Source organism: Rhodococcus sp. WB1 (genome assembly GCF_001700945.1).
Lineage (GTDB): Bacteria > Actinomycetota > Actinomycetes > Mycobacteriales > Mycobacteriaceae > Rhodococcus > Rhodococcus aetherivorans.
In genome coordinates this window covers 4,279,486-4,299,021 of sequence record NZ_CP015529.1, presented here as the reverse complement: position 1 = coordinate 4,299,021, position 19,536 = coordinate 4,279,486, and the positions used below count along the sequence as shown (strand labels likewise).

The 19,536-nt window shown below is 66.4% G+C and carries 13 protein-coding genes; 10 read left to right on the top strand and 3 right to left on the bottom strand.

The window, feature by feature from the left end; all coding sequences use genetic code 11:
* Positions 1-7 precede the first annotated feature (7 nt).
* The 10 genes from A4U64_RS19105 to A4U64_RS19060 all read left to right on the top strand — a co-directional run bounded on the left by A4U64_RS19105 (position 8) and on the right by A4U64_RS19060 (position 14,887).
* Positions 8-670, top strand: coding sequence for a PaaI family thioesterase (locus A4U64_RS19105; RefSeq protein WP_065922968.1), 663 nt, complete (start codon positions 8-10; stop codon positions 668-670).
* Positions 667-1,896, top strand: a complete 1,230-nt coding sequence (locus tag A4U64_RS19100) for a CaiB/BaiF CoA transferase family protein (RefSeq protein ID WP_065922967.1) — start codon at positions 667-669, stop codon at positions 1,894-1,896. The genes A4U64_RS19105 and A4U64_RS19100 overlap by 4 nt, the downstream gene beginning before the upstream one ends.
* 252 nt (positions 1,897-2,148) lie before the next feature.
* Positions 2,149-3,714, top strand: a complete 1,566-nt coding sequence (locus A4U64_RS19095; protein ID WP_006936345.1) for a class I adenylate-forming enzyme family protein — start codon at positions 2,149-2,151, stop codon at positions 3,712-3,714.
* Between the two features lie 34 nt (positions 3,715-3,748).
* On the top strand, positions 3,749-5,128 hold the full coding sequence (locus A4U64_RS19090; protein WP_065922966.1) for an MFS transporter: 1,380 nt from the start codon (positions 3,749-3,751) through the stop codon (positions 5,126-5,128).
* 188 nt (positions 5,129-5,316) lie between these two features.
* Positions 5,317-7,440 (top strand): molybdopterin-containing oxidoreductase family protein, encoded by a 2,124-nt coding sequence (locus A4U64_RS19085; protein WP_065922965.1) that lies wholly within the window; start codon positions 5,317-5,319, stop codon positions 7,438-7,440.
* Complete coding sequence (locus tag A4U64_RS19080) at positions 7,430-9,667, top strand: molybdopterin-dependent oxidoreductase (protein WP_065922964.1); 2,238 nt, start codon at positions 7,430-7,432, stop codon at positions 9,665-9,667. The genes A4U64_RS19085 and A4U64_RS19080 overlap by 11 nt, the downstream gene beginning before the upstream one ends.
* On the top strand, positions 9,664-10,896 hold the full coding sequence (locus A4U64_RS19075; protein ID WP_050034660.1) for a 3-hydroxyacyl-CoA dehydrogenase family protein: 1,233 nt from the start codon (positions 9,664-9,666) through the stop codon (positions 10,894-10,896). Before A4U64_RS19080 ends, A4U64_RS19075 begins: the two co-directional genes overlap by 4 nt.
* Positions 10,893-12,527: an FAD-dependent oxidoreductase gene (locus A4U64_RS19070; RefSeq protein WP_065922963.1), complete on the top strand. Its 1,635-nt coding sequence runs from the start codon at positions 10,893-10,895 to the stop codon at positions 12,525-12,527. The genes A4U64_RS19075 and A4U64_RS19070 overlap by 4 nt, the downstream gene beginning before the upstream one ends.
* Before the next feature lie 88 nt (positions 12,528-12,615).
* Positions 12,616-14,139 (top strand): class I adenylate-forming enzyme family protein, encoded by a 1,524-nt coding sequence (locus A4U64_RS19065; RefSeq protein ID WP_050036282.1) that lies wholly within the window; start codon positions 12,616-12,618, stop codon positions 14,137-14,139.
* A gap of 7 nt (positions 14,140-14,146) precedes the next feature.
* Positions 14,147-14,887 (top strand): SDR family oxidoreductase, encoded by a 741-nt coding sequence (locus A4U64_RS19060; protein ID WP_029541609.1) that lies wholly within the window; start codon positions 14,147-14,149, stop codon positions 14,885-14,887.
* Between the two features lie 128 nt (positions 14,888-15,015).
* Here A4U64_RS19060 and A4U64_RS19055 read toward each other — a convergent pair whose 3' ends face one another.
* The 3 genes from A4U64_RS19055 to A4U64_RS19045 all read right to left on the bottom strand — a co-directional run bounded on the left by A4U64_RS19055 (position 15,016) and on the right by A4U64_RS19045 (position 19,478).
* Positions 15,016-16,377: an MFS transporter gene (locus tag A4U64_RS19055; protein ID WP_029541610.1), complete on the bottom strand. Its 1,362-nt coding sequence runs from the start codon at positions 16,375-16,377 to the stop codon at positions 15,016-15,018.
* A gap of 84 nt (positions 16,378-16,461) precedes the next feature.
* Complete coding sequence (locus A4U64_RS19050; protein ID WP_065922962.1) at positions 16,462-18,603, bottom strand: molybdopterin-containing oxidoreductase family protein; 2,142 nt, start codon at positions 18,601-18,603, stop codon at positions 16,462-16,464.
* Positions 18,600-19,478, bottom strand: a complete 879-nt coding sequence (locus A4U64_RS19045) for a glucose 1-dehydrogenase (protein ID WP_029541613.1) — start codon at positions 19,476-19,478, stop codon at positions 18,600-18,602. The genes A4U64_RS19050 and A4U64_RS19045 overlap by 4 nt, the downstream gene beginning before the upstream one ends.
* Positions 19,479-19,536: the final 58 nt, after the last annotated feature.

Genomic DNA, 19,536 nt, shown 5'->3' with positions numbered 1-19,536 from the left:
GGGCATCATGGACGTCTCGCTACGCCCGAACGCACCGATCGATATCTGGAATCCGGACTGGAACGATCCGTTCGATCCGACAGTCGAGGCCGGCGACGAGTTCGCCGAGCTGGTCGCCGCAGTCCGTGCGGTACAGGAGGCTTTCACGCGGTCGCGTCCCGACCCTGCCGCCGCGTCGGGTATCGCCGGGACACTGCGTTCTGTTGCACAGCGATTGGAAGAACTCGAGGTAGGCGAGGACGATCAGATCGCGGGTCATCGCTGGGATCTGGCCGGTCGGGGACAGGCCCTGGCGCCGCCGCTGCACATCGACGCGGTGACGGAAACGACCGCTCGTGGGCGGGTCACGGTCGGGCGCTTCCATGCCGGTCGTTACGCGATGAACGGTGGTGTCACACCGCTGATCTTCGACGAGATCATGGCCCGGCTGGCCAATGATTCCGGACGTCCCTGGGCGCGTACGGCTTATCTGAACGTGAACTTCCGGGCGCCTGCCCCACTCGACGTCGAACTCCGTGTGGAGGCGGAGTACCTGCGACAGGACGGACGCAAGCGGTTCATGCGCGGAACCATGTACAACGGCGATGTGCTCGTCGCCGATGCGGACGGACTCTGGGTGGAACTGAAACCCGAACAGACGCTCAATATTTCCGAAGGAGGAGACGTATGAGTGGTTACTCGTTGCTCGAGGGCATGCGCATCCTCGAGGTCGCACAACTGGCGCCCGCATCGGTCGGTGGGCACCTTGCCGACCTGGGTGCCGAAGTCATCAAGATCGAATCAGGGCCGCTCGGCGATCCGGTGCGCATCGGCGGCAGCCGCGCGATCGGCGACCAGGACGGTCCGTCGTTCATGCATCTGAGGTGGAACCGGGGTAAGAAGAGCGTTGCACTCGACCTGCGGTCCCCCGAAGGCGCGCAGGCTTTCCTCGATCTCGCCCGGACGTGTGACGCGGTCGTCGAGGGCATGCGCAGCGGTTACCTCGACTGGCTCGGTGTCGGCTACGACCAGCTGCGAGAGGTCAATCCGAAGATCGTCTTCTGCACGGTCTCGGGTATGGGATCCGATGGGCCCTACAGCCGGCTCGGGACCGGGGGTCCTGTGTTCGATGCGTACGCGGGGCTGCGCGACGTGCGCACACCGGAGGAACCGCCGACCGACGGGATCGCGGGGTCCACGACTGCGCCGATCGCGATGTACGCGCTGGGTGCCTACGGCGCGATGGGCCTGCTCGCAGCGGTACATCGTGCCGATCGCACCGGTCGCGGCTGCAAGCTCGAGGTGGCGGGCATCGACGTGGCCGCGTCGTGGATGCCGGACCTGGTCGATGCCGAACTCAACAAGGATCGATCCATCCATCGCCCCACGTGGCTGCCGGACGGACGGCTGCCCGATTGGCCGCGACTCGAGGCGTACCGCACGAAGGACGACGAGGCCGTGCTGTTCGGCTCGCACGTCGACAAGTTCTGGCGCAACTTCTGCATGGCCGTCGACCGGCCGGATCTGCTCGAGATCGATCTGGCGGGTACCGATCCGGAAGCGCCGGCGCGCGCCGACCGTGTATACCGCGAGCTTCGCGAGATCTTCCTGCAGCGCACCCGCGACGAGTGGGTCGCGCTGTTCCTCGCGCACGACATCGCGGGTGGACCGGTGAACAGCGTCCGGGACATGATCGCCGATCCACACTTCGCCGGTCGCGCGAACACGTACCGCGTCGAGTACGAGGGAGTGGGTGAGCTCGAGTTCGTGGTGAGCCCGGTCCGGGTGCAGGATGAGAAGTTCGCGCCGTCGCTACCGCCGGAGCTCGGGGCGGACACAGCGGAAGTCCTCCGAAAAGTGTTAACACGCAGTGTATCCGACCATTCCGACGCGATAGGACCGATCTCGCGCGGGTAGGGGCGGCAAGGTCGGAATCCCCGCATTCTGTTGTGCCAACTATCTACAGATGTTAGATTAACTGCGACCTCGGTGACGGCGATCACACACCGCCTCGGTGGGTGATCCGGCCCGACGGTCGCGCAGCAACTCCAGACGCGCCGCCCGACGGAGGCGCGTCCGAATCGGGTGGACGGGCCCGGCGCGGGCCGCACCCCCACCGCCGTGAGCGAGAGCGGGGTACGCCGCCACGGCGAGCATGAGGAGACGACAATGAATCTGACCGATCTGGTTCGATACTGGGGCAAGACTCGTCCCGCCCAGCAGGCGATCGTGTTCGGCAACACCTCCCAGACGTGGTCCGAGGTGGACGCAGTCACCGACGCGCTGGCCCGTGGCCTCGCCGCCCGGGGCGTTCGTAAGGGTGACCGCGTCGGGGTGATGATGCTCAATCGACCGGAACTGGCGCACGTCATCCTCGCGACACTCAAGCTCGGTGCGATCAGCGTCCCGCTCAACTTCCGACTGCTCGGCAAGGAACTGGCTCCGATGCTCGTGGATTCGGCGCCGCGGGTCGTGATCGTGGAGAACGAGCTGGCTCCGTTGCTCGAGGAGGCAGCGGCCGAAACCGAGTTCGAGATCTTCGCGATCGGGGGAAGCGACCACCGTGCATACGAGACGCTGCTCGACCCCGGAAACGTGCCGGACGTTCACATCGAGGCGTCCGATCCGGCATTCATCTGCTACACCTCGGGCACCACGGGTATACAGAAGGGTGCGCTCGTCACACATCGCAGCGCACTCGCGCCCGGTATCGCGCAGGTGCTCAGCCACGGCATTTCCCGCCGCGACCGCGTGATGTGCTCGGCGCCCCTCGTCTACACCGGCTCGGTCCTGTCGATCTTCATGCAGCTCGTGGTGTTGCCGGGATCGACGATGGTGCTGCTGCGCGAGTTCGATCCGGCGATCGCCCTGGACACGTTCGAGCGTGAGCAGGTCACCGCGACCACAACAGTGCCGGTGATCTGGGAGCGCATGGCCCAGCTCCCGGACTTCGGAACCCGCAAGCTCGCGAAATTCACGTTCGCCGGCGCCGGTGGCGCACCCGTGAGCCTGGACCTGCTCGACTTCTACAACAGCCGCGGCGTGCCGCTCACCCAGGCATACGGACTGACCGAGGCCTCGGGAATGGTCTCGACGCTGTACTACGAGGACGCTCGTACCCGGCCGGGCTTCGCCGGCCTGGCCCTGGCCGGCACCCAGGTGCGCATCGGCAGCATCGCCGGTGGCTTCGCCGCACCGAACGAGGTCGGCGAGATTCTGGTGCGCGGCGAGCACGTCATGCGGGAGTACTGGAACAAGCCCGAGGCGACGGCGGACACGCTTGTCGACGGCTGGTTGCGCACCGGCGATCTGGGCCTGCAGGACGAAGGCGGCTTCCTCAAGGTCGTCGACCGCCGCAAGGACATGCTCATCTCCGGTGGACTCAACGTATACCCGGCCGAGATCGAGAAGGCGCTGCACGGCATCGACGGCTTGGTCGACCTCGCGGTGATCGGCGTCAAGGACGACCGATGGGGTGAGGTCCCGATGGTGGTGTTCCACAGTCAACGGCCGGCGGACGACATCGTCACCGACATCGCGTGCGTCGCGAGCGGGAACCTGGCCAGATTCAAGCGCCCCGCGGTGGCGCTCGCGCTCGACGAACCGCTGCCGCGCACCTTCTCGGGCAAGCTTGCGAAGGCTGTTCTCCGAGAGCGCTTTCAGACGCCGCCGGCCCATGCGATCCCGGTACCCCGAGAGGCGCAGTCGGCGGATGCCGCGACGTCCCGGTCCTGAGGTTCATTTCCCCTTCTCCGAGAGGACACGCACCGTGAGCAGTACCCGCGATGTGGACATCACCAAGATCATCGACGACTCGCCCCTGTCATCCCTGCAGAAGCGTGTCCTCGCCCTGTGCCTCGGTCTCGCGATCCTCGATGGCATCGACGCACAACTCATCGGGTTCGTCATTCCTGCCATGTCGGCGGACTGGGGACTGTCGCCCGCGTCCTTCGGCTTCGCGCTCGCGCTGAGTACCGGCGCGATGGTCGTGGGCAGCCTGCTCTTCGGGCCGCTGGCCGACCGCTACGGCCGCCGCAGGATCATCATGGTGTGCACTGTCATCTTCGCGGTGTTCACGCTCGCCACCGCGCTGGTGACCTCCATGACGGCGCTGATCGTGCTGCGCGTGATCGCGGGTCTCGGCCTCGGCGGTGTGACACCGAATCTCATCGCGATGGTGAGCGAATACAGTCCTGCCCGGATGAGGGCGACGATGGTGACCGTGACGGTCGCGGGCATGTCGCTGGGTGGCTTCGTCGGTGGTTTCGCGGCCGCGTTCCTCATCCCGAAGTTCGGGTGGCAGGCGCTGTTCGTCGTCGGTGGCGTGTTACCGCTGATCTTGATGGCTGTGGCGATGCGGTGGCTGCCGGAATCCGTGAAGTTCCTCGTTGCCCGAGGCCGCAACGAGGAGGCCGCGCACATCGTCGACGAGATCGCGCCCCACGCACGCGTCACCGCCACGGCCAGGTTCGTGCAGGACACGTCGACCGTGACGAAGTCGCCGGTGAGCGTCCTGTTCCAGGGCGGCCGCGCGGTCGACACGGTCCTGTTGTGGGGCGTGTTCGTCATCAACTTCCTGGTCATCTATTTTCTGCTCAGCTGGATGCCGACGCTGTTCGGCGAAGGCGGTCGGAGTGCATCGACCGCGTTGCTCGCCGCGTCGCTGTTCAACCTCGGCGGGATGACGGGTGCGCTGACATTCGGCCGGATCACCGACCGGATCGGCAACGGCTTCGTCGTGGTGATGGCGGGCTACACGCTCGGAGCCGTGTTCACTGCGCTGGTCGCGATGCTTCTCGGCAGCGGATGGTTGCTGCTGCTGGCGGTCTTCTTCGTCGGATTCGGCATGTCCGGTAGCTCGGCCGGCATCATCGCGATCGCAGCCACGGTGTATCCGGTTGCGGTCCGCGCGACGGGTGTCGGCTGGGCAATGGGCATCGGGCGAATCGGCTCGATCGCGGGTCCGGCGGTCGGCGCGCTTCTGATCGCGGCGGGGTTGGGTGCGCAGAGCATCTTCCTCCTCACGATCGTGCCGACGCTGCTCGCTGTCGTGACTCTCGGGGTCATGTCCATCCGGAATCGCCGAGTGCAGAGCAACCGCCGTTCCGAGACCGCTACGACACCCCACACCATGGCTGCAGCCGAATAGCCCTACGCGGTTGACGGTTATTCACCGCATGGAGTTCTGCTGGTGAATAACCGTTTGCCGTTCGTGGCCGCCGCAACAGGCTCATGTTGTGCCATTTACCTACAGATGTTAGATTGCGATGACGTCGGTGACGATCATCACATCCTGCAGAGCCCATCGCCTCTGCCGAACAGCGGACGGAGCGGACAGTGCCGGTGAAGTTGTCCTATTGCCGCCTGTGCCCCGCCTCGTGCGGGGTGCGGGTGGAGGTCGACGGCGATCGGATCCTCGGCATCGTCGGCGACGGACTGCACCCGTTGTCGGGCGGCTACTCGTGTCCGAAAGGACGTCGTGGTGGCGACTTCCATCAGGGGCCGGATCGGCTCACCACCTCGATGCGCCGCACCCCCGGCGGCAACTTCGAGCCCATCCCGGTGGAGGTCGCGATCGCGGAGATTGCCGAGCGCCTCGAAGCGATCACGGGGGAGCACGGTCCGGACGCACTGGCATTGTTCATGGGAACCCAGCAGAACTTCGCGGCGCTGACCGGCCCGATGGCGCGGGCGTGGTTCCGCACCACCGGATCCCGGAAACTGTTCTCGACCATGACGATCGATCAGTCCGCCAAGTGGATCGTGCAGTCGCGGATGGGGGAGTATCTCGGCGGGCGCCAGCGCTTCGACACCGCGGACGTGTGGCTGCTGGCCGGCACGAACCCGATGGTGTCGCTCAACGGCGGTGACGGGGACGGCGCGATCACTCAGAACCCGTCCGTGACGATCCGCAGGGCGCGCGAGCGAGGGCTGAAGCTCATCGTCGTCGATCCTCGGCGCACCGAAACTGCGGTTCGTGCGGACCTGCACCTGCAGCTCCGCCCCGGCACCGATGCCGCACTGTTCGCAGGACTGCTGCACGTGATCCTGTCCGAGGGTTGTCACGATCACGGGTTCTGCGAGCGCTTCGCAGACGGCCTCGAGGAGCTCGGCGCGGCGGTCGCACCGGCGACACCGGCGCACACCGAAGCGGTGACGGGCGTGCCGGCCGCCGATGTCATCCGCGCGGCCCGGATGTTCGCGGCGGGGCGGCGGGGCATGGCGACAACGGGCACCGGGGTGTGCATGGGCCCGCATTCCAATGTCGCCGAACACCTGGCCGCGTGCCTGAACGTCGTCTGCGGTCGGTACCTCCGCGAAGGCGAGGTGACACCCAACCGCAACGTTCTCGCACGGACGACCCCGTTGAAGGCGGAGGTTCGTCCGCCGTACCGGACCTGGGAATCCGGGTTCCGCAGCCGCATCGGCGGGATCGGCACGATGAACGGCGAGCTGCCGTCGGGCATTCTTGCCGACGAGATCCTCGAGCCGGGCGCCGACCGGGTGCGGGCACTGGTGGTCTCGGGCGGGAACCCGGCGCGGGCCCTGCCGGATCGGGAGAAGGCCGAACGTGCACTGAGCGAGCTGGAGCTCTTGGTCTGCGTCGACACGCGAATGTCCGACACCGCCCGGCTGGCCGACTATGTGATCGCGCCGACGATGGCGTACGAGCGACCCGACCACACCTTGCTGATGGAGTTCTTCTTCGCCCGGCCCTTCGCGCAATACACACCACGACTCGTGGCTCCGCCCGCAGGCGTGATCGAGGACTGGGAGTTCTTCTTCCGCCTTGCCTCTGCGGCCGGGCACACGGTGAAGTTCGCCGGGCGGGTGCTCGATCCGGACGTGCCGCCCACCTCGGACGAAATGCTCGCGATGTTCGCAGAACGCGGGCGCGTTTCCATGGACGAAGTGATGTCGGCACGACGCGGCACGCTCGCGCCTCCGGAGGAGAAGGTGGTCGGTCCGCCCGCAGAAGGAGCGTCCGAACATCGCCTCGCCCTGTGCCCGGACGATGTGAGCGCAGAAATCGCTGCTGCACTGGGTGAGTCGACGCCACAACGCGGGCTCACCATGCGGCTGACGGTGCGCCGCATGCGGGAGCTGATGAATTCGGTGGGCCGGGATGTCAGCGGGCTCGCACGCTTCGGCTACAACCCCGCACACGTGAATCCGCAGGACCTGCGGCAGCTCGGCATCGAACACGGCGACATCGTGCGCATCCGCTCGGCCCACGGCCGCATCCGGGCTGTCGCACACACCGACCCCACCGTCCGACAGGGCACGGTCTCGATGACCCACTGCTGGGGTGCGTCCGACGCCGACGCGGACCCCCGCGGAGTCGGCAGCAATGTCAACGACCTGACCGGCTACGACCGAGTCCAGAACATCAACGCGATGCCGGTGATGACTGCGGTGCCGGTGGCCGTCGAATCGGAGGTCCCCGCCGGTGCTCACTGACACTTCCGCCACGACGGTAGGCGCACGCATCTGTCCGCTGTGCGAAGCGACGTGCGGTCTGCTCTTCGAACTCGGCGGACGCACGGTGACGTCGGTGAGGCCGAACCCCGACGACGTGTTCACCGCAGGGCACAGTTGCGCGAAGGGGCTGGGCCTCGGGCAACTGGAGAACGACCCCGACGTCATCCGCACTCCGTTGATCCGCGACGGGGACGATTTCCGTGAGGCAACGTGGGACGAGGCGTTTGCCGAGATCGGTCGGCGACTGCCTCCGATCATCGCGGCGGACCCCAACAGTTGCGCTGTCTACTCGGGCAACCCGGCCGCGCACCACCTGGACCCGTCGTTCTACACGTTGCCGCTGATCTCGGCGATCGGCACCCGCAATGTCTACTCGCCCGCCAGCATCGACACTCTTCCGAAGAACTACGCGAACGCATTGCTCTACGGAACCGGGCTCGGAATGGCGGTCCCCGATATCGACCGCACGTCGTATCTGCTGATCCTGGGGTCGAATCCGCTCGTGTCGAACGGGAGCACCGTCACCGCGCCGGGAATCGGGAGGCGTTTGGAAGCGCTGCGAGAGCGCGGTGGCACCCTGGTGGTGGTCGACCCGGCGCGCACCCGGACGGCGGAGGTCGCCGACCTCCATCTCGCCATCCGGCCCGGTACCGATGCGTTTCTCCTGCTCGCACTCGTCTCGGTGATCGCGACCGAGGGGCTTGCTGCGCCCGGGCGCCTGACCGGGTACGTCGACGGATTGGACGACGTCCTTCGGCTCACAGAACAGTTCACCCCGGACGCGGTCGCGGAGATCTGCGGTATCGACGCCGACGTGATCCGCCGGATCGCACGGGATTTCGCCGCTGCCGACTCGGCCGTTGCCCATTCCCGGATGGGTTCGTGCACACAGGAGTTCGGTTCGGTCGCCAACTGGATGGTCGAGATCCTCAACATCGTGACCGGCAACCTCGATCGGCCGGGGGGCGCGATGTTCCCCGTGCCACCGGCAGGCGGTCCGACCACCTGGCCCGCCAACCCGAAGGCTCCGCTCGTGTTCGACCGATGGCGGTCGCGGGTCCGGAACATGCCGGAGGCGATGGGAGAGATCCCCGCGGTCTGTTTCGCCGAGGAAGTCCTGACCCCGGGCCCGGGACAGGTGCGGAGCCTGATCACGATCTCCGGCAACCTGGCACGGTCGTTTCCGAACAGCCACGCTGTCGAGGCCGCCCTGGCCGATCTCGAATTCATGGTGTGCATCGACGGGTACCTCAACGAGACGACCCGCTATGCCGATGTCATCCTGCCACCTCCACCGCTGACGACGCGGGGCCACCACGACCTCGCGCTCACCCACTTCCAGGTGCGCAATGTGGCCCGGTACACGGCCCCGTTGCTCGAGCCGAGTCCGGGCCAGGTCCCCGAGTGGCAGATTTTGCTGCGCCTCGCGGCAATCGTCCGTGGCGAACCGGAGCGGCCGGTCACCGAGCTCGACGACGAGGTCGCCACCACAGCGATCCGTCGCGCAGCGAAGCTCGCGGGCTGCGAACTCGACGACGTCGTACGGGCGACCGCGGGCCGCACCGGCCCGCAGCGGCTGCTGGACCTGCGGTTGCGCAGCGGCCCGTACGGCGACCGGTTCGGTGCCGTTCCCGGCGGACTGACCCTCGAACTGCTCGAACGCAATCCCAACGGCATCGACTACGGGCCGTTGCAACCGCGAATCCCCGAGGTGCTGCGGACCCCGAATGGACGGATCAACCTCGTCCCCGATGCGTTGACCGCCGACCTGCCGCGCCTGCGTGACACGCTGGCACAACCCGTGCCGGAGCTGGTCCTCGTCAACCGGCGACAGCGTCGCGGTATGAACTCCTGGCTGCACAATGCGCTGCCACAGCCCGACACAGGTCAGTGTGCGCTGTTCATGAATCCGTTCGACGCTGCCGCACGCAACCTCGTGGACGGCGACACGGTGCGTATCGCATCGAAGACCAGCGCTGTCGTCGCCGAACTGCGCATCACCGACGCGATGCGTCAGGGCGTGGTGAGCCTGCCGCACGGGTGGGGTCACGACGGCCGTGGTCTCCGCACCACTCGCTCGGCCGCTGCACCCGGTGCGAACGTCAATGCCCTGGTCGACGACACCGTGGTCGAACCGCTGACAGGCGCCCCGATCTTCAACGGTTTCCCCGTCGACGTCACCCGCGTGGAAAGGCCGCAGTCATGACCGGGGAGTCGGGTGCTCTGACCGGCACCACGATCGGTGTCGTCGGCGCCGGGATGATGGGATCGGCCCTCGCGTACACGTGCGCACGGGCCGGCGCCGACGTCGTGCTCGTTGCGCGGACCCTCGAGGGTGCGCGCCGCGGAAGGGCGTACGCCGACCGGCGCGAAATGCGTGCACTGCAGGCCGGGACGACGGATACGGCGGTCTCACAGGCGTTGCTCGCCCGCATCACGCCTACCGAACGGGTTTCGGACCTCGCGCCGGCCTCGTTGGTGGTCGAGGCCGTGGCGGAGAACGTCGCCGCCAAACAACAGGTCCTGCAGTCGGTCGAGGCCGTCACCGACCCGGGCACCTTCCTCGCGTCGACGACGTCGACCCTGCCGATCACAACCCTCGCATCCACGCTGGCACGTCCGGAGAACTTCGTCGGGATGCACTTCTTCTCGCCCGTCGACCGGATGGCGTTGGTGGAGACGATCACCGGTACGCGCACGTCGGAGACCACTCTCGCGGCATCCTTGACGTACTCACGGAAGCTCGGGAAGACGCCCATCGTGGTGCGCGACAGCCGGGGGTTCTTCACCAGCCGGGTGATGCAGCCCTATCTCGACGAGGCGATGGTCGCGGTCGGGGAAGGAATCGATCCGGTCCTCGTCGAGCGTGCGGCGCTCGAAGCGGGATACCCGGTGCCGCCATTGCAATTGCTCGACGAGATCACGTTGACCCTCAACCGCGCGGTGCAGCGAGAGAACCGAGCCGCTGTCGGGACCGCCGGCGGCGCGTGGCGGGCGACTGGTGCGGACCGTGTCCGCGACCGGATGATCGACGAGCACGGTCGAGTCGGTCGATCGGTGGGACGCGGATTCTACGAGTACGACACCGACGGCACGCGAATCGGGTTGTGGCCCGGCCTTCGCGACGTGTTCGGGACGACCCGGAGTATCCCGGTCGACGACATGCGCGACCGGTTGCTCTTCGTCGAGGTGATCGAAGCGCTGCGTTGTCTCGACGAAGGTGTGATCGGTTCCGAGGCCGACGCAGACACCGGATCCGTTCTCGGCATCGGATTCCCCGCGCACACCGGTGGGGTCGTGTCGTTCCGGCGGTCCTATACCGGTGGTGCGGAGGGATTCACGGCTCGCGCCCGCGAACTTGCCGACCGCTACGGCCACCGCTTCCTCCCGCCGGAACAGAGTTCGGAAGCACACGATCAACCGGAGTATCCATGACATACGTAGTCACCCAAGCCTGCTGCAACGACGCGACGTGTGTCGCGGTGTGTCCGGTGAACTGCATTCACCCGACTCCCGACGAAGCGCAGTACGCGCGCACCGAGATGCTCTACATCGATCCGGACACCTGCATCGATTGCGGGGCGTGCGCCGACGTGTGTCCGGTGGAGGCGATCGCGCCCGACAGCGATCTCACACCCGAGACCGAGATCTACAAGGATCTCAATGCCGCATACTTCCTGGGGAACCCGACCGTGTCCGGCCCGACGGAGGTGCCGAAGGAGCCCGTCGTCGTCGCCGAGCGGCCCGGTCCGCTGCGGGTGGCGATCGTGGGTTCCGGTCCGTCCGCCTTCTACGCTGCCGAGGAATTGCTGAAACGGCGTGACATCGACGTGGAGGTCTCCATGTTCGAGCGGCTCCCCGTCGTCGGTGGGCTCGTCCGCTTCGGTGTGGCACCGGATCATCAGACGACGAAGGCCGTCGAGCGGGTCTTCGCCCGTACCGCCGGCCGCAACGGCTTCCGCGCATTTCTCGGTGTGGAGGTCGGACGTGACCTCAGCGTCGACGAACTGCTCGACCACCACCATGCGGTGATCCACGCAGGCGGCGCTTCCGACGACCGGAAGCTCGGTATCCCGGGCGAAGACCTGCCGGGCAGCTTTGCCGCACGTGAATTCGTGGCCTGGTACAACGGGCATCCGGACTACGCCGACCGTACGTTCGATCTGTCGGGGCGTCGCGCCGTGGTGATCGGCAACGGCAATGTCGCGTTGGATGTAGCGCGGATCCTGGCACGCGATCCCGAGCGGCTCGTGCCCGGCGACATCGCGGAGCATGCTCTGGATGTACTGCGCCGCAGCGCGATCGAGGAGGTGGTGGTGCTCGGGCGCCGCGGCCCCGAGCACGGGGCGTTCACGACACCGGAACTGCTGGCGCTGGGCTCGTTGCCCGAGCTGGACGTGACCGTCCACGGCGGTTACGACGCGCCGGAGGGCGCCTCGATCAAGCTGCAGACGATCGCCGAGTACGCGCACCGGCGTCCGCAACCGGGCAGGCGGAGGATCACGCTACGCTTCCAGGCCGCGCCGGTCGAGATTCTCGGCGGCACTCGCGTCGAGGGTCTGCGGATCGCACCGTACGGCCAGGCGGGGCCCGGCGAGGACCTCGACGCGTCTCTGGTGTTGCGGTCGGTGGGGTATCGCGGCCGTCCGGTGTCGGGTCTGCCGTTCGACGCGGTCCGCGGAACGATACCCAACGTCGCAGGTCGCGTCGTCGATCCGGCCGGCAACCGTCCGATATCCGGTGTCTACGTAGCAGGCTGGATCAAGCGGGGGCCGACCGGCGTGATCGGGACCAATCGATATTGCGCAGCCGAGACCGTCGAAGCGATCGTTGCTGACCACGAACGCGCCCTCCTGTCGCGGCCGAGCCGCACGGGCGACGATCTGGCGGCGATCGTCGAGACGCGCTGTCCGGACGCGTTCGGCTTCGACGGCTGGCGGCGCATCGACCGGTACGAACGTACCGAGGGGCGTCGCCAAGGCCGTGCCCGTCGGAAACTGGTCGAGGTCGATGCGATGCGCGCCGTCGCCCATGGTGCGGACGCCCATTCGTACTTGCCTCAATAAACGACAACCTTTAGATTTAACAGGCGGGTGTGATCTGCGCCTCACCGAGGTGGGCCCGCATCGACGACACACATTCATGGAGGGCTACATGAGCGGCACCGTTGTAGACGCTTTGACCTACTGGTCTCGGTCGAAGCCGGATCTGCCCGCGATCGATTTCGACGGCGATGTCGTCAGCTACGCAGAGCTGTCGAGCTGGGCAGACGGTGTTGCGCACGACCTCGCCTCCCGTGGCGTCGCGCCGGGTGATCGAGTGGGCTTCCTCGGTGCCAACAGCCTGGAATGGGCCGTGGCCTCGCTCGGCGCCATGAAGGTCGGCGCCATCGCCGTGGGTTTCAACCAGCGCATGCTCACCGGCGAGCTCACCACCCTCGTCGACGACTGTGAACCCTCCGTGGTCTACTGCGAAGAGGCACTGCTGCCGCGACTCGAAGAGGTCCAGCAGGCACGCAACACCTTCTCGGTCGCCGTGTTCGAGAAGGATGTGCGCCCGCTGCGCGGCCGCGAACACGCGAAGTACCGCTCGCCGGTCGTCGATCTCGACACTCCCACTGCCATCGTGTTCACCAGCGGCACCACCGGGAAGCCGAAGGGTGTGATCTTCACGCACGCCACGATTGCCGGTGAGATGCACGAGTGGTCGCTGATGGAACCGATTCAGCCGAACGGTCTGCGCCCGGTACTGGTGCTGCCGCTGTTCACCGCCGCCGGCATCGTCTGGGGCATCTCGCGTGTCGTGCTGCACGGCGGAACCTTGTTCCTGCAGCCGGGATTCGACCCGTCGTCGGCGCTGCGCGTCCTCTCCGAGGACAAGGCCAACACCCTGACCGGGCCCCCGATTCTCTTCGAACAGATCGCGAAGGTGCCCGGATTTGCCGACACGGATCTGAGCCACATGATCACCGCACACGTCGGCGGTGCCCGCGTGCCTGTCGACCTGCTGCACAAGTGGCAGGCCCAAGGGGTGTCCCTGAGGCAGATCTACGGTCAGACCGAGATCGGCGGATCGGCCACCGCAATGCCGCGGGACGAAGCCGCGGAACACCCCGACAAGTGCGGGTGGGGCGGCATCTTCACGAAGATCCGGGTGGTCGACCCCGAAGGAAACGACCTCCCGCCCAACGAAACCGGTCAGATCCTGCTGCGCGGACCGGGCATGATGCCGGGATACTGGCGCAACGAGGAGGCCACCCGTGCGACTCTGATCGACGGCTGGCTCCAGACCGGCGACCTCGGCAAGCTCGACGAGAACGGCTACCTCACGTACGTCGACCGCCTCAAGGACATGATCATCTCCGGTGGCCTGAACATCTCGCCCGCCGAGATCGAGACCGTCATCAATCAGATCCCAGAGGTCGAAGAGGTCGCGGTGATCAGCGTCCCCGACGCCAAGTTCGGCGAGACGCCGGCAGCGCTGGTCAGGACGAGCGCGCAGATGAAGGAATCCGAGGTCGTCGCCTTCTGCAACGAGCGTCTCGCCGACTACAAGGTGCCGCGCTACGTCGTCTTCATGGACGAGCCGCTGCCCCGGATGCCCAGCGGGAAGATCGCGAAGCGCCAGTTGCGCGACGCCTTCGCGGATGTGCCCGACAACTACGAGAAGGTCCGGTAATCCAGTGGTGAACCCGCAGAAAGTTGCTGTCGTTACCGGCGGGGGGCGCGGCATCGGCGCGGCCATCTCGCAGCGGCTCGCCGCCGATGGATTCGCCGTCGCGGTCAACTATTCACGTAGTGCGCGCGATGCCGAGGACGTAGTCGCGAAGATCGTCGCGGACGGCGGACAGGCCGTGGCAATCCGGGCCGACATCTCGAAAGCCGCCGACGCGGAACGGCTCATCGCCGACACGACGGCCCGACTGGGTGCTCCCACCGTGCTCGTCAACAATGCGGGCATGAACAAGGCCGGTGCGGCCCGTAAGCAGTCCCCCGACGAGTTCGACGAAGTCATCGCGGTCAATCTCAACGGCGCGTTCTACTGTACACACTTCGCATTGCCCGCAATGTACGACGCAGGTTGGGGCCGTGTGGTGTTCGTGAACAGCCCGTCGGGCGGGCGCCGGCCGTCGCCCGGCATGAGTGCCTATTCCGCAGCCAAGGCCGGTCTCGTAGCCATGACCAAGACGATGGCGGTGGAGGTGGCCCGTCGCGGCATCACGGTCAACTCTGTGATGCCCGGCTTCGTCGCCACGGACATCGTGTCGTCGGGAGGCGAAGCCGGCGTGGAGGCCCTGACCAGGCACTGGCCGTCGATTCCGCCCGAGTCGATCGCCTCGACGGTGTCGTTCCTGGTGAGCGACAACGCCGCCGACGTCTCCGGTGAGGAGATCGGTGTGTGGCGGGGTGGTCCGGTCGGCGTCTGAGATGCGACCACGATGCGACCCGTGCCGATTCGATCGGCACGGGTCGCATCGTTGTTGCGTGCCCCCTGCACCCGTGCGCGTTTCTGGTAGCTCTCGCTACCAGAAACGCGCACGGTGTTGGGTAGGTGTTACACCGACACCGGGGCTCGGTCGTCGTCCTGCTTCAGGACGGACGACGACCGGGTACGGGACAGGACGGTTGCTGCGAAACCGAGCAGCGAGACGACGCAGACCAGGAGGCTGAGCCACACCGTCGTGTCGTCGAACGCCAAGGCGACTGCGATGACCGGGACGATTGCCGCGCCGAGCGCGTTGCCGGCCTCACGACCGAGACCGAGGCCACTGTAGGCGTGCTGCGTGTGGAACAACTCGATGACGTACGCGCCCATCGGACCGAAGATGGCGGCGACTCCGACCCCGTTGCCCAGTGCCATGACCACCCAGTACAGCAACGGAGGAGTTGCTGCCCCCGACAGGAGTGAAATGCCCACCCACGCGAATACGGCGCTGTAGAGGAAGCCGAACATGATCACAGGCTGTCGTCCGACACGATCCGACAGTGCTCCGAAGAGCGGGATCAGAACGGTATTCGTGAGTTGCGCAGCGATCAGACCGACCAGTACTTCGGTTCTACCGAAACCGAGCTGGTTGGTGCCGAAGGTGCCCATGAACACGATGTAGAAGTAGCCGATACCGGTCTGTCCGATGGTCATCACAAGGACGGTCAGAAGGGCGCGCGGCTGCTGTCGGATCACATCGAGAATGGGACTCTTCGACAGGGCGTCGGATTCCTTGATCTCGCGGAACGCGGGCGTCTCGGGCAGGGCACGACGGAGCCACAGGCCGTAGGCGAGGATCACGACGCTGAGCAGGAACGGAATGCGCCAGCCCCACGCGAGGAAGGCCTCTTGGGACATCAGGGCGGACACCAGGAGGAGCGACAAGGTTCCGAGCACGCCACCGAGTGCCGCGCCCATGCCGGGGAGGGAGCCGAGCAACCCACGCTTCTTCTCGGGTGCGAACTCGACGGCGACGAGGGCGGCACCGCCGTACTCACCGCTGGCCCCGATACCCTGGAGAATGCGCAGGAAGACCAGCAGAGCCGGTGCAGCCCATCCGATCTGCGCGTAACTGGGCAGAAGCCCGACGAGGAGGGTTGCCCCTCCCATCAGCAGCATCGTGAAGACCAGGATCTTCTTGCGTCCGATGCGGTCACCGAGGCTGCCGAGAATCACGCCACCTACCGGGCGGACGAGGAAGCCGACCGCGAACGTGGCGACCGCCTGTAGTGTTCCCAGGAACGGGCTCGAGCCGGTGAAGAACACGCTGGCGAAGACAATCGACGCCGCCGAGGCGTAGAGGCTGAAGTCGTAGTACTCGAGCAGGGTTCCTACGAAGGCGGCACGGCTTGCGCGTCGTGAGTCCGCGCGGGAGGGCCCGGAGGTCGTGTTCGGGGGAGGGCCTGCAGCCGCGGTCGTACGTTCGGTCATGCGAAACCTCGATGTGAGTGATGGGCGATCTGCCCGAATGATGTAGTGACGGAAACCACATTAAGCTATAGGCATTAGATTTGTCTATCGGGGTCCGTTGTGCCCGCGCCGTGTGACATCGACGTTGATGCCGGTGAGGTGCGACTGATTGCTGAGGACGTCGTATCCGTCTTTCCCGATGGGGGAGAGTCTGTTCACGTTCGCACCGGGCTGGCGCCGCGCCACCTCGAGGCTGCGAGCGGAGCTCTGACCCCATCCGTGTGTCATCGCGACCACGCCCGGCTTGAGGGCCTCGTCGTATGCCAGTACCGCGTCGACCGACCCGTAACGGTTGTGGACGGTGACGTCGTCACCGGCTACCAGTCCGCGCCGCTCCGCGTCGGCCGGGTTCATCCACAGGGGATTATTCTGGTGCACTCCTTGTTTCAGTACCGGAAGGTTGTGCAGCCAGCTGTTCACCATGTACAGGGTGCGGCGTGTGATGAGCTTGAGCTGGTCGGCACTCTCGGTGGACAACTCCTCGAGAATGTCCTCGGCGGTGCGGTATGCGCGCCGGAAAATTGCCGGGCAGCAGTCGATCAGGCCGTCGTCGTGCTGCACTGCGATGGTGAACACGTGCGACGGGTCCGCCTCGGGCAACACCGCGGTCTGGCAAGGCATTTCCTTCAGCCGCTCGATACTCAGGCCCGAGTCGCGCATGGCGGCATCCGCGTTGGCGAGGGGGTCGGGATCGGGACTGTCGAGCAGCGTCTCCACGCCCATCTCCTGCTGGATTCGTGACAGGATCCACCAGTCGTCGCGCCGGTCGCCCCTCGGCGGTACCACCGCGGGGGTGTACTGCACGTAGGGCTCCATCGCGACGCCCATCGTGTTCAGGAAGTTGAGGTCCTCGTGTTCGAGCCAATCCGTGGCGGGGAGAACGTAATCCGCCATCTCGCCGGTGACCGTGCGGTACAGGTCGATCGTCACGATCAGTTCCAGGTCTTTCAGGGCGCGGCGCAGGCGCTCTTCTCCGCCTACCGACAACAGCGGGTTACCGGAGATGACGATCAACGCTCTGATCGGATCATCCCGAGTCTCGATGTACTCCGACAGCATTGCTGCGGGCAGATCCCCACTGACAGTGCGGACCTCGCCCACGTTGTTATGGAAGAACGGATTCTCGCGCTTGCGCTTCGAATTTTGCACGACGTCGGTCATGCCGCGGGAGTAGATGTTGCCGCCTCGGCGGCCGAGGTTGCCGGTGAAGAGACTGATCATGTTGAGCATCCAGTACGCCAGCGTGCCCTGGCGTCCCTGGTTCACGCCGGTCGCCATGTAGATGCTGGCGGTGGGGGCGGTGCAGAAGTCCTCGGCGACCTTCCTGATGACGTCGGCCTCGATGCCGGTCGCCGCCGTTACTCGCTCGACGGGATACCCCCGGAGGAAATCGAGCAGCCCGTCGATGTTGCGTGCATGCTTCTCCACCGCGGTGCGGTCGTACCCGATCCGGAACACGATCTCGTGCAGGATCGCCGCGAGGAAGTAGAAGTCGGAATCGGGTTTGATCAGCAGCACGTCACCGGTGTCCGGTCCCGACGACTCGATCCGCCGCGGGTTGACGAACAGGACGGTCCCTCCGCGCTGCTTGACCGCCTTGATCTTGGCCATCGGGTTCGAGATGTGCATGAGGGTCATGTGCGAGACGAGGGGGTTGCTGCCGAGACACAGGAAATAGTCGGTGTGCAGCAGATCCGGGATCGGATGCGCCATCGACGCCCCGTAGATCGCCTCGCTTGCAGCGTATTTTGCAGAGGTATCCTGGGTGCCGGCGCTGAAACGCATCCTGGTGTCGAAACCACGCGCGAGTGCCGCCGCGTTGGCGTAGTAGGTGCCGTTGAACGCCGACGGGTTGCCTTGGTAGACGGCGAGCGCGTTGCGCCCGTACCGCCGGCGGATGTCCCCGAGCTTGTCGGCGATCTCGCGTACCGCATCGTCCCAGTCGATCGGTACGAAGTCGCCGACCTCCTCGTGGCGAGGATTCGTGCGCTTGAGCGGGCGGTCGAGGCGGTTCGGATCGTCGTGGACCTGGAGGAAGTGCACACCCTTGTGGCAGGCGAATCCCTGGTGGATCGGGTGATCCTTGTCCGGCTGCAGTGAGACTACCTGGTCGTCCCGGACGTCTGCGACGAGACCGCACCCCGGTTCGCAGATGCGGCAGAACGTGTGGACCCGGCGCGTCGTCACCTGGTCAACCGCCCACGGCGGCTGCGCAAGTCGATGCCGCCCACGGCGGCTGCGCGAGTCGATGCCGCCTGCGCCTCGTCCCGATAGTTGGACGGCCACTTCTTGCCCAGGGTCAGTCCCCCGTCGACTCCGAGGGCCTGGCCCGTGACGAACTCGGAGTCGTCCGAGGCGAGGAACGCCGCGGCGTGCGCAAGGTCCTCGGGTTCGCCGGCTCGCGGGATGGGCTGGAACGTCGTCAGGCTGCCCCGTACGGCGTCGACGCTGCGGTCGAGTGCTTCGTCCTCGAGTCCCGCACCGTGGCCTACGATGCGGGTGGCGACTCCTCCGGGGACCAGTGCATTGACGCGGATCCGGAATTCGGCCAGCTCCACGGCCGCGGTCCGGGTCAGTTGGAGCACGGCGGCCTTCGCGGCGCTGTAGGGATGCGGTCCGAATCCGGTGCGCACGCCCGCGACGCTCGAGACGTTGACGATGCTGCCGGAGCCCTGGTCGCGCATCACGCGCGCGGCATGCTTGGTTCCGAGGAACACGCTGCGTGCGAGCACGGCGAACCCGTCTTCCCATTCCTCGAGGGAGGTGTCCTCGAGGAATGTCCAGGCACCGACGCGGCCCGCGTTGTTGACCATGCAGTCGAGCCGTCCGAACCGGTCGACCGCCAGCGCGACGGCGGCCTCGACCTCGGATTCGGTGCGTACATCGGTGTGCAGGTAGGCACCGCGGGGACCGAGGGCGGCAGCAACGGTCTCCCCGCGAGCGTCGTCGATATCCGCGACGATCACACGCGCCCCGCGCTCGACGAACACGTGAGCAGTGGCTGCGCCGATTCCGCTCGCGGCTCCCGTCACCACGGCAACCTTGCCGTCGAGGTTCGTCATGGTGGACTCCTTCGGTTGTGCTCGCCGGTTCCTCGAGCTTTAATCTAAAGCCATTAGT

What these genes read in the sequence shown, in the direction of transcription:
- A4U64_RS19105 (WP_065922968.1), top strand. Translation starts at nt 8, where the DNA reads ATGGACGTCTCGCTACGCCCGAACGCACCGATCGATATCTGGAATCCG.
- A4U64_RS19100 (WP_065922967.1), top strand. Translation starts at nt 667, where the DNA reads ATGAGTGGTTACTCGTTGCTCGAGGGCATGCGCATCCTCGAGGTCGCA.
- A4U64_RS19095 (WP_006936345.1), top strand. Translation starts at nt 2,149, where the DNA reads ATGAATCTGACCGATCTGGTTCGATACTGGGGCAAGACTCGTCCCGCC.
- A4U64_RS19075 (WP_050034660.1), top strand. Translation starts at nt 9,664, where the DNA reads ATGACCGGGGAGTCGGGTGCTCTGACCGGCACCACGATCGGTGTCGTC.
- A4U64_RS19070 (WP_065922963.1), top strand. Translation starts at nt 10,893, where the DNA reads ATGACATACGTAGTCACCCAAGCCTGCTGCAACGACGCGACGTGTGTC.
- A4U64_RS19065 (WP_050036282.1), top strand. Translation starts at nt 12,616, where the DNA reads ATGAGCGGCACCGTTGTAGACGCTTTGACCTACTGGTCTCGGTCGAAG.
- A4U64_RS19055 (WP_029541610.1), bottom strand. Translation starts at nt 16,377, where the DNA reads ATGACCGAACGTACGACCGCGGCTGCAGGCCCTCCCCCGAACACGACC.
- A4U64_RS19045 (WP_029541613.1), bottom strand. Translation starts at nt 19,478, where the DNA reads ATGACGAACCTCGACGGCAAGGTTGCCGTGGTGACGGGAGCCGCGAGC.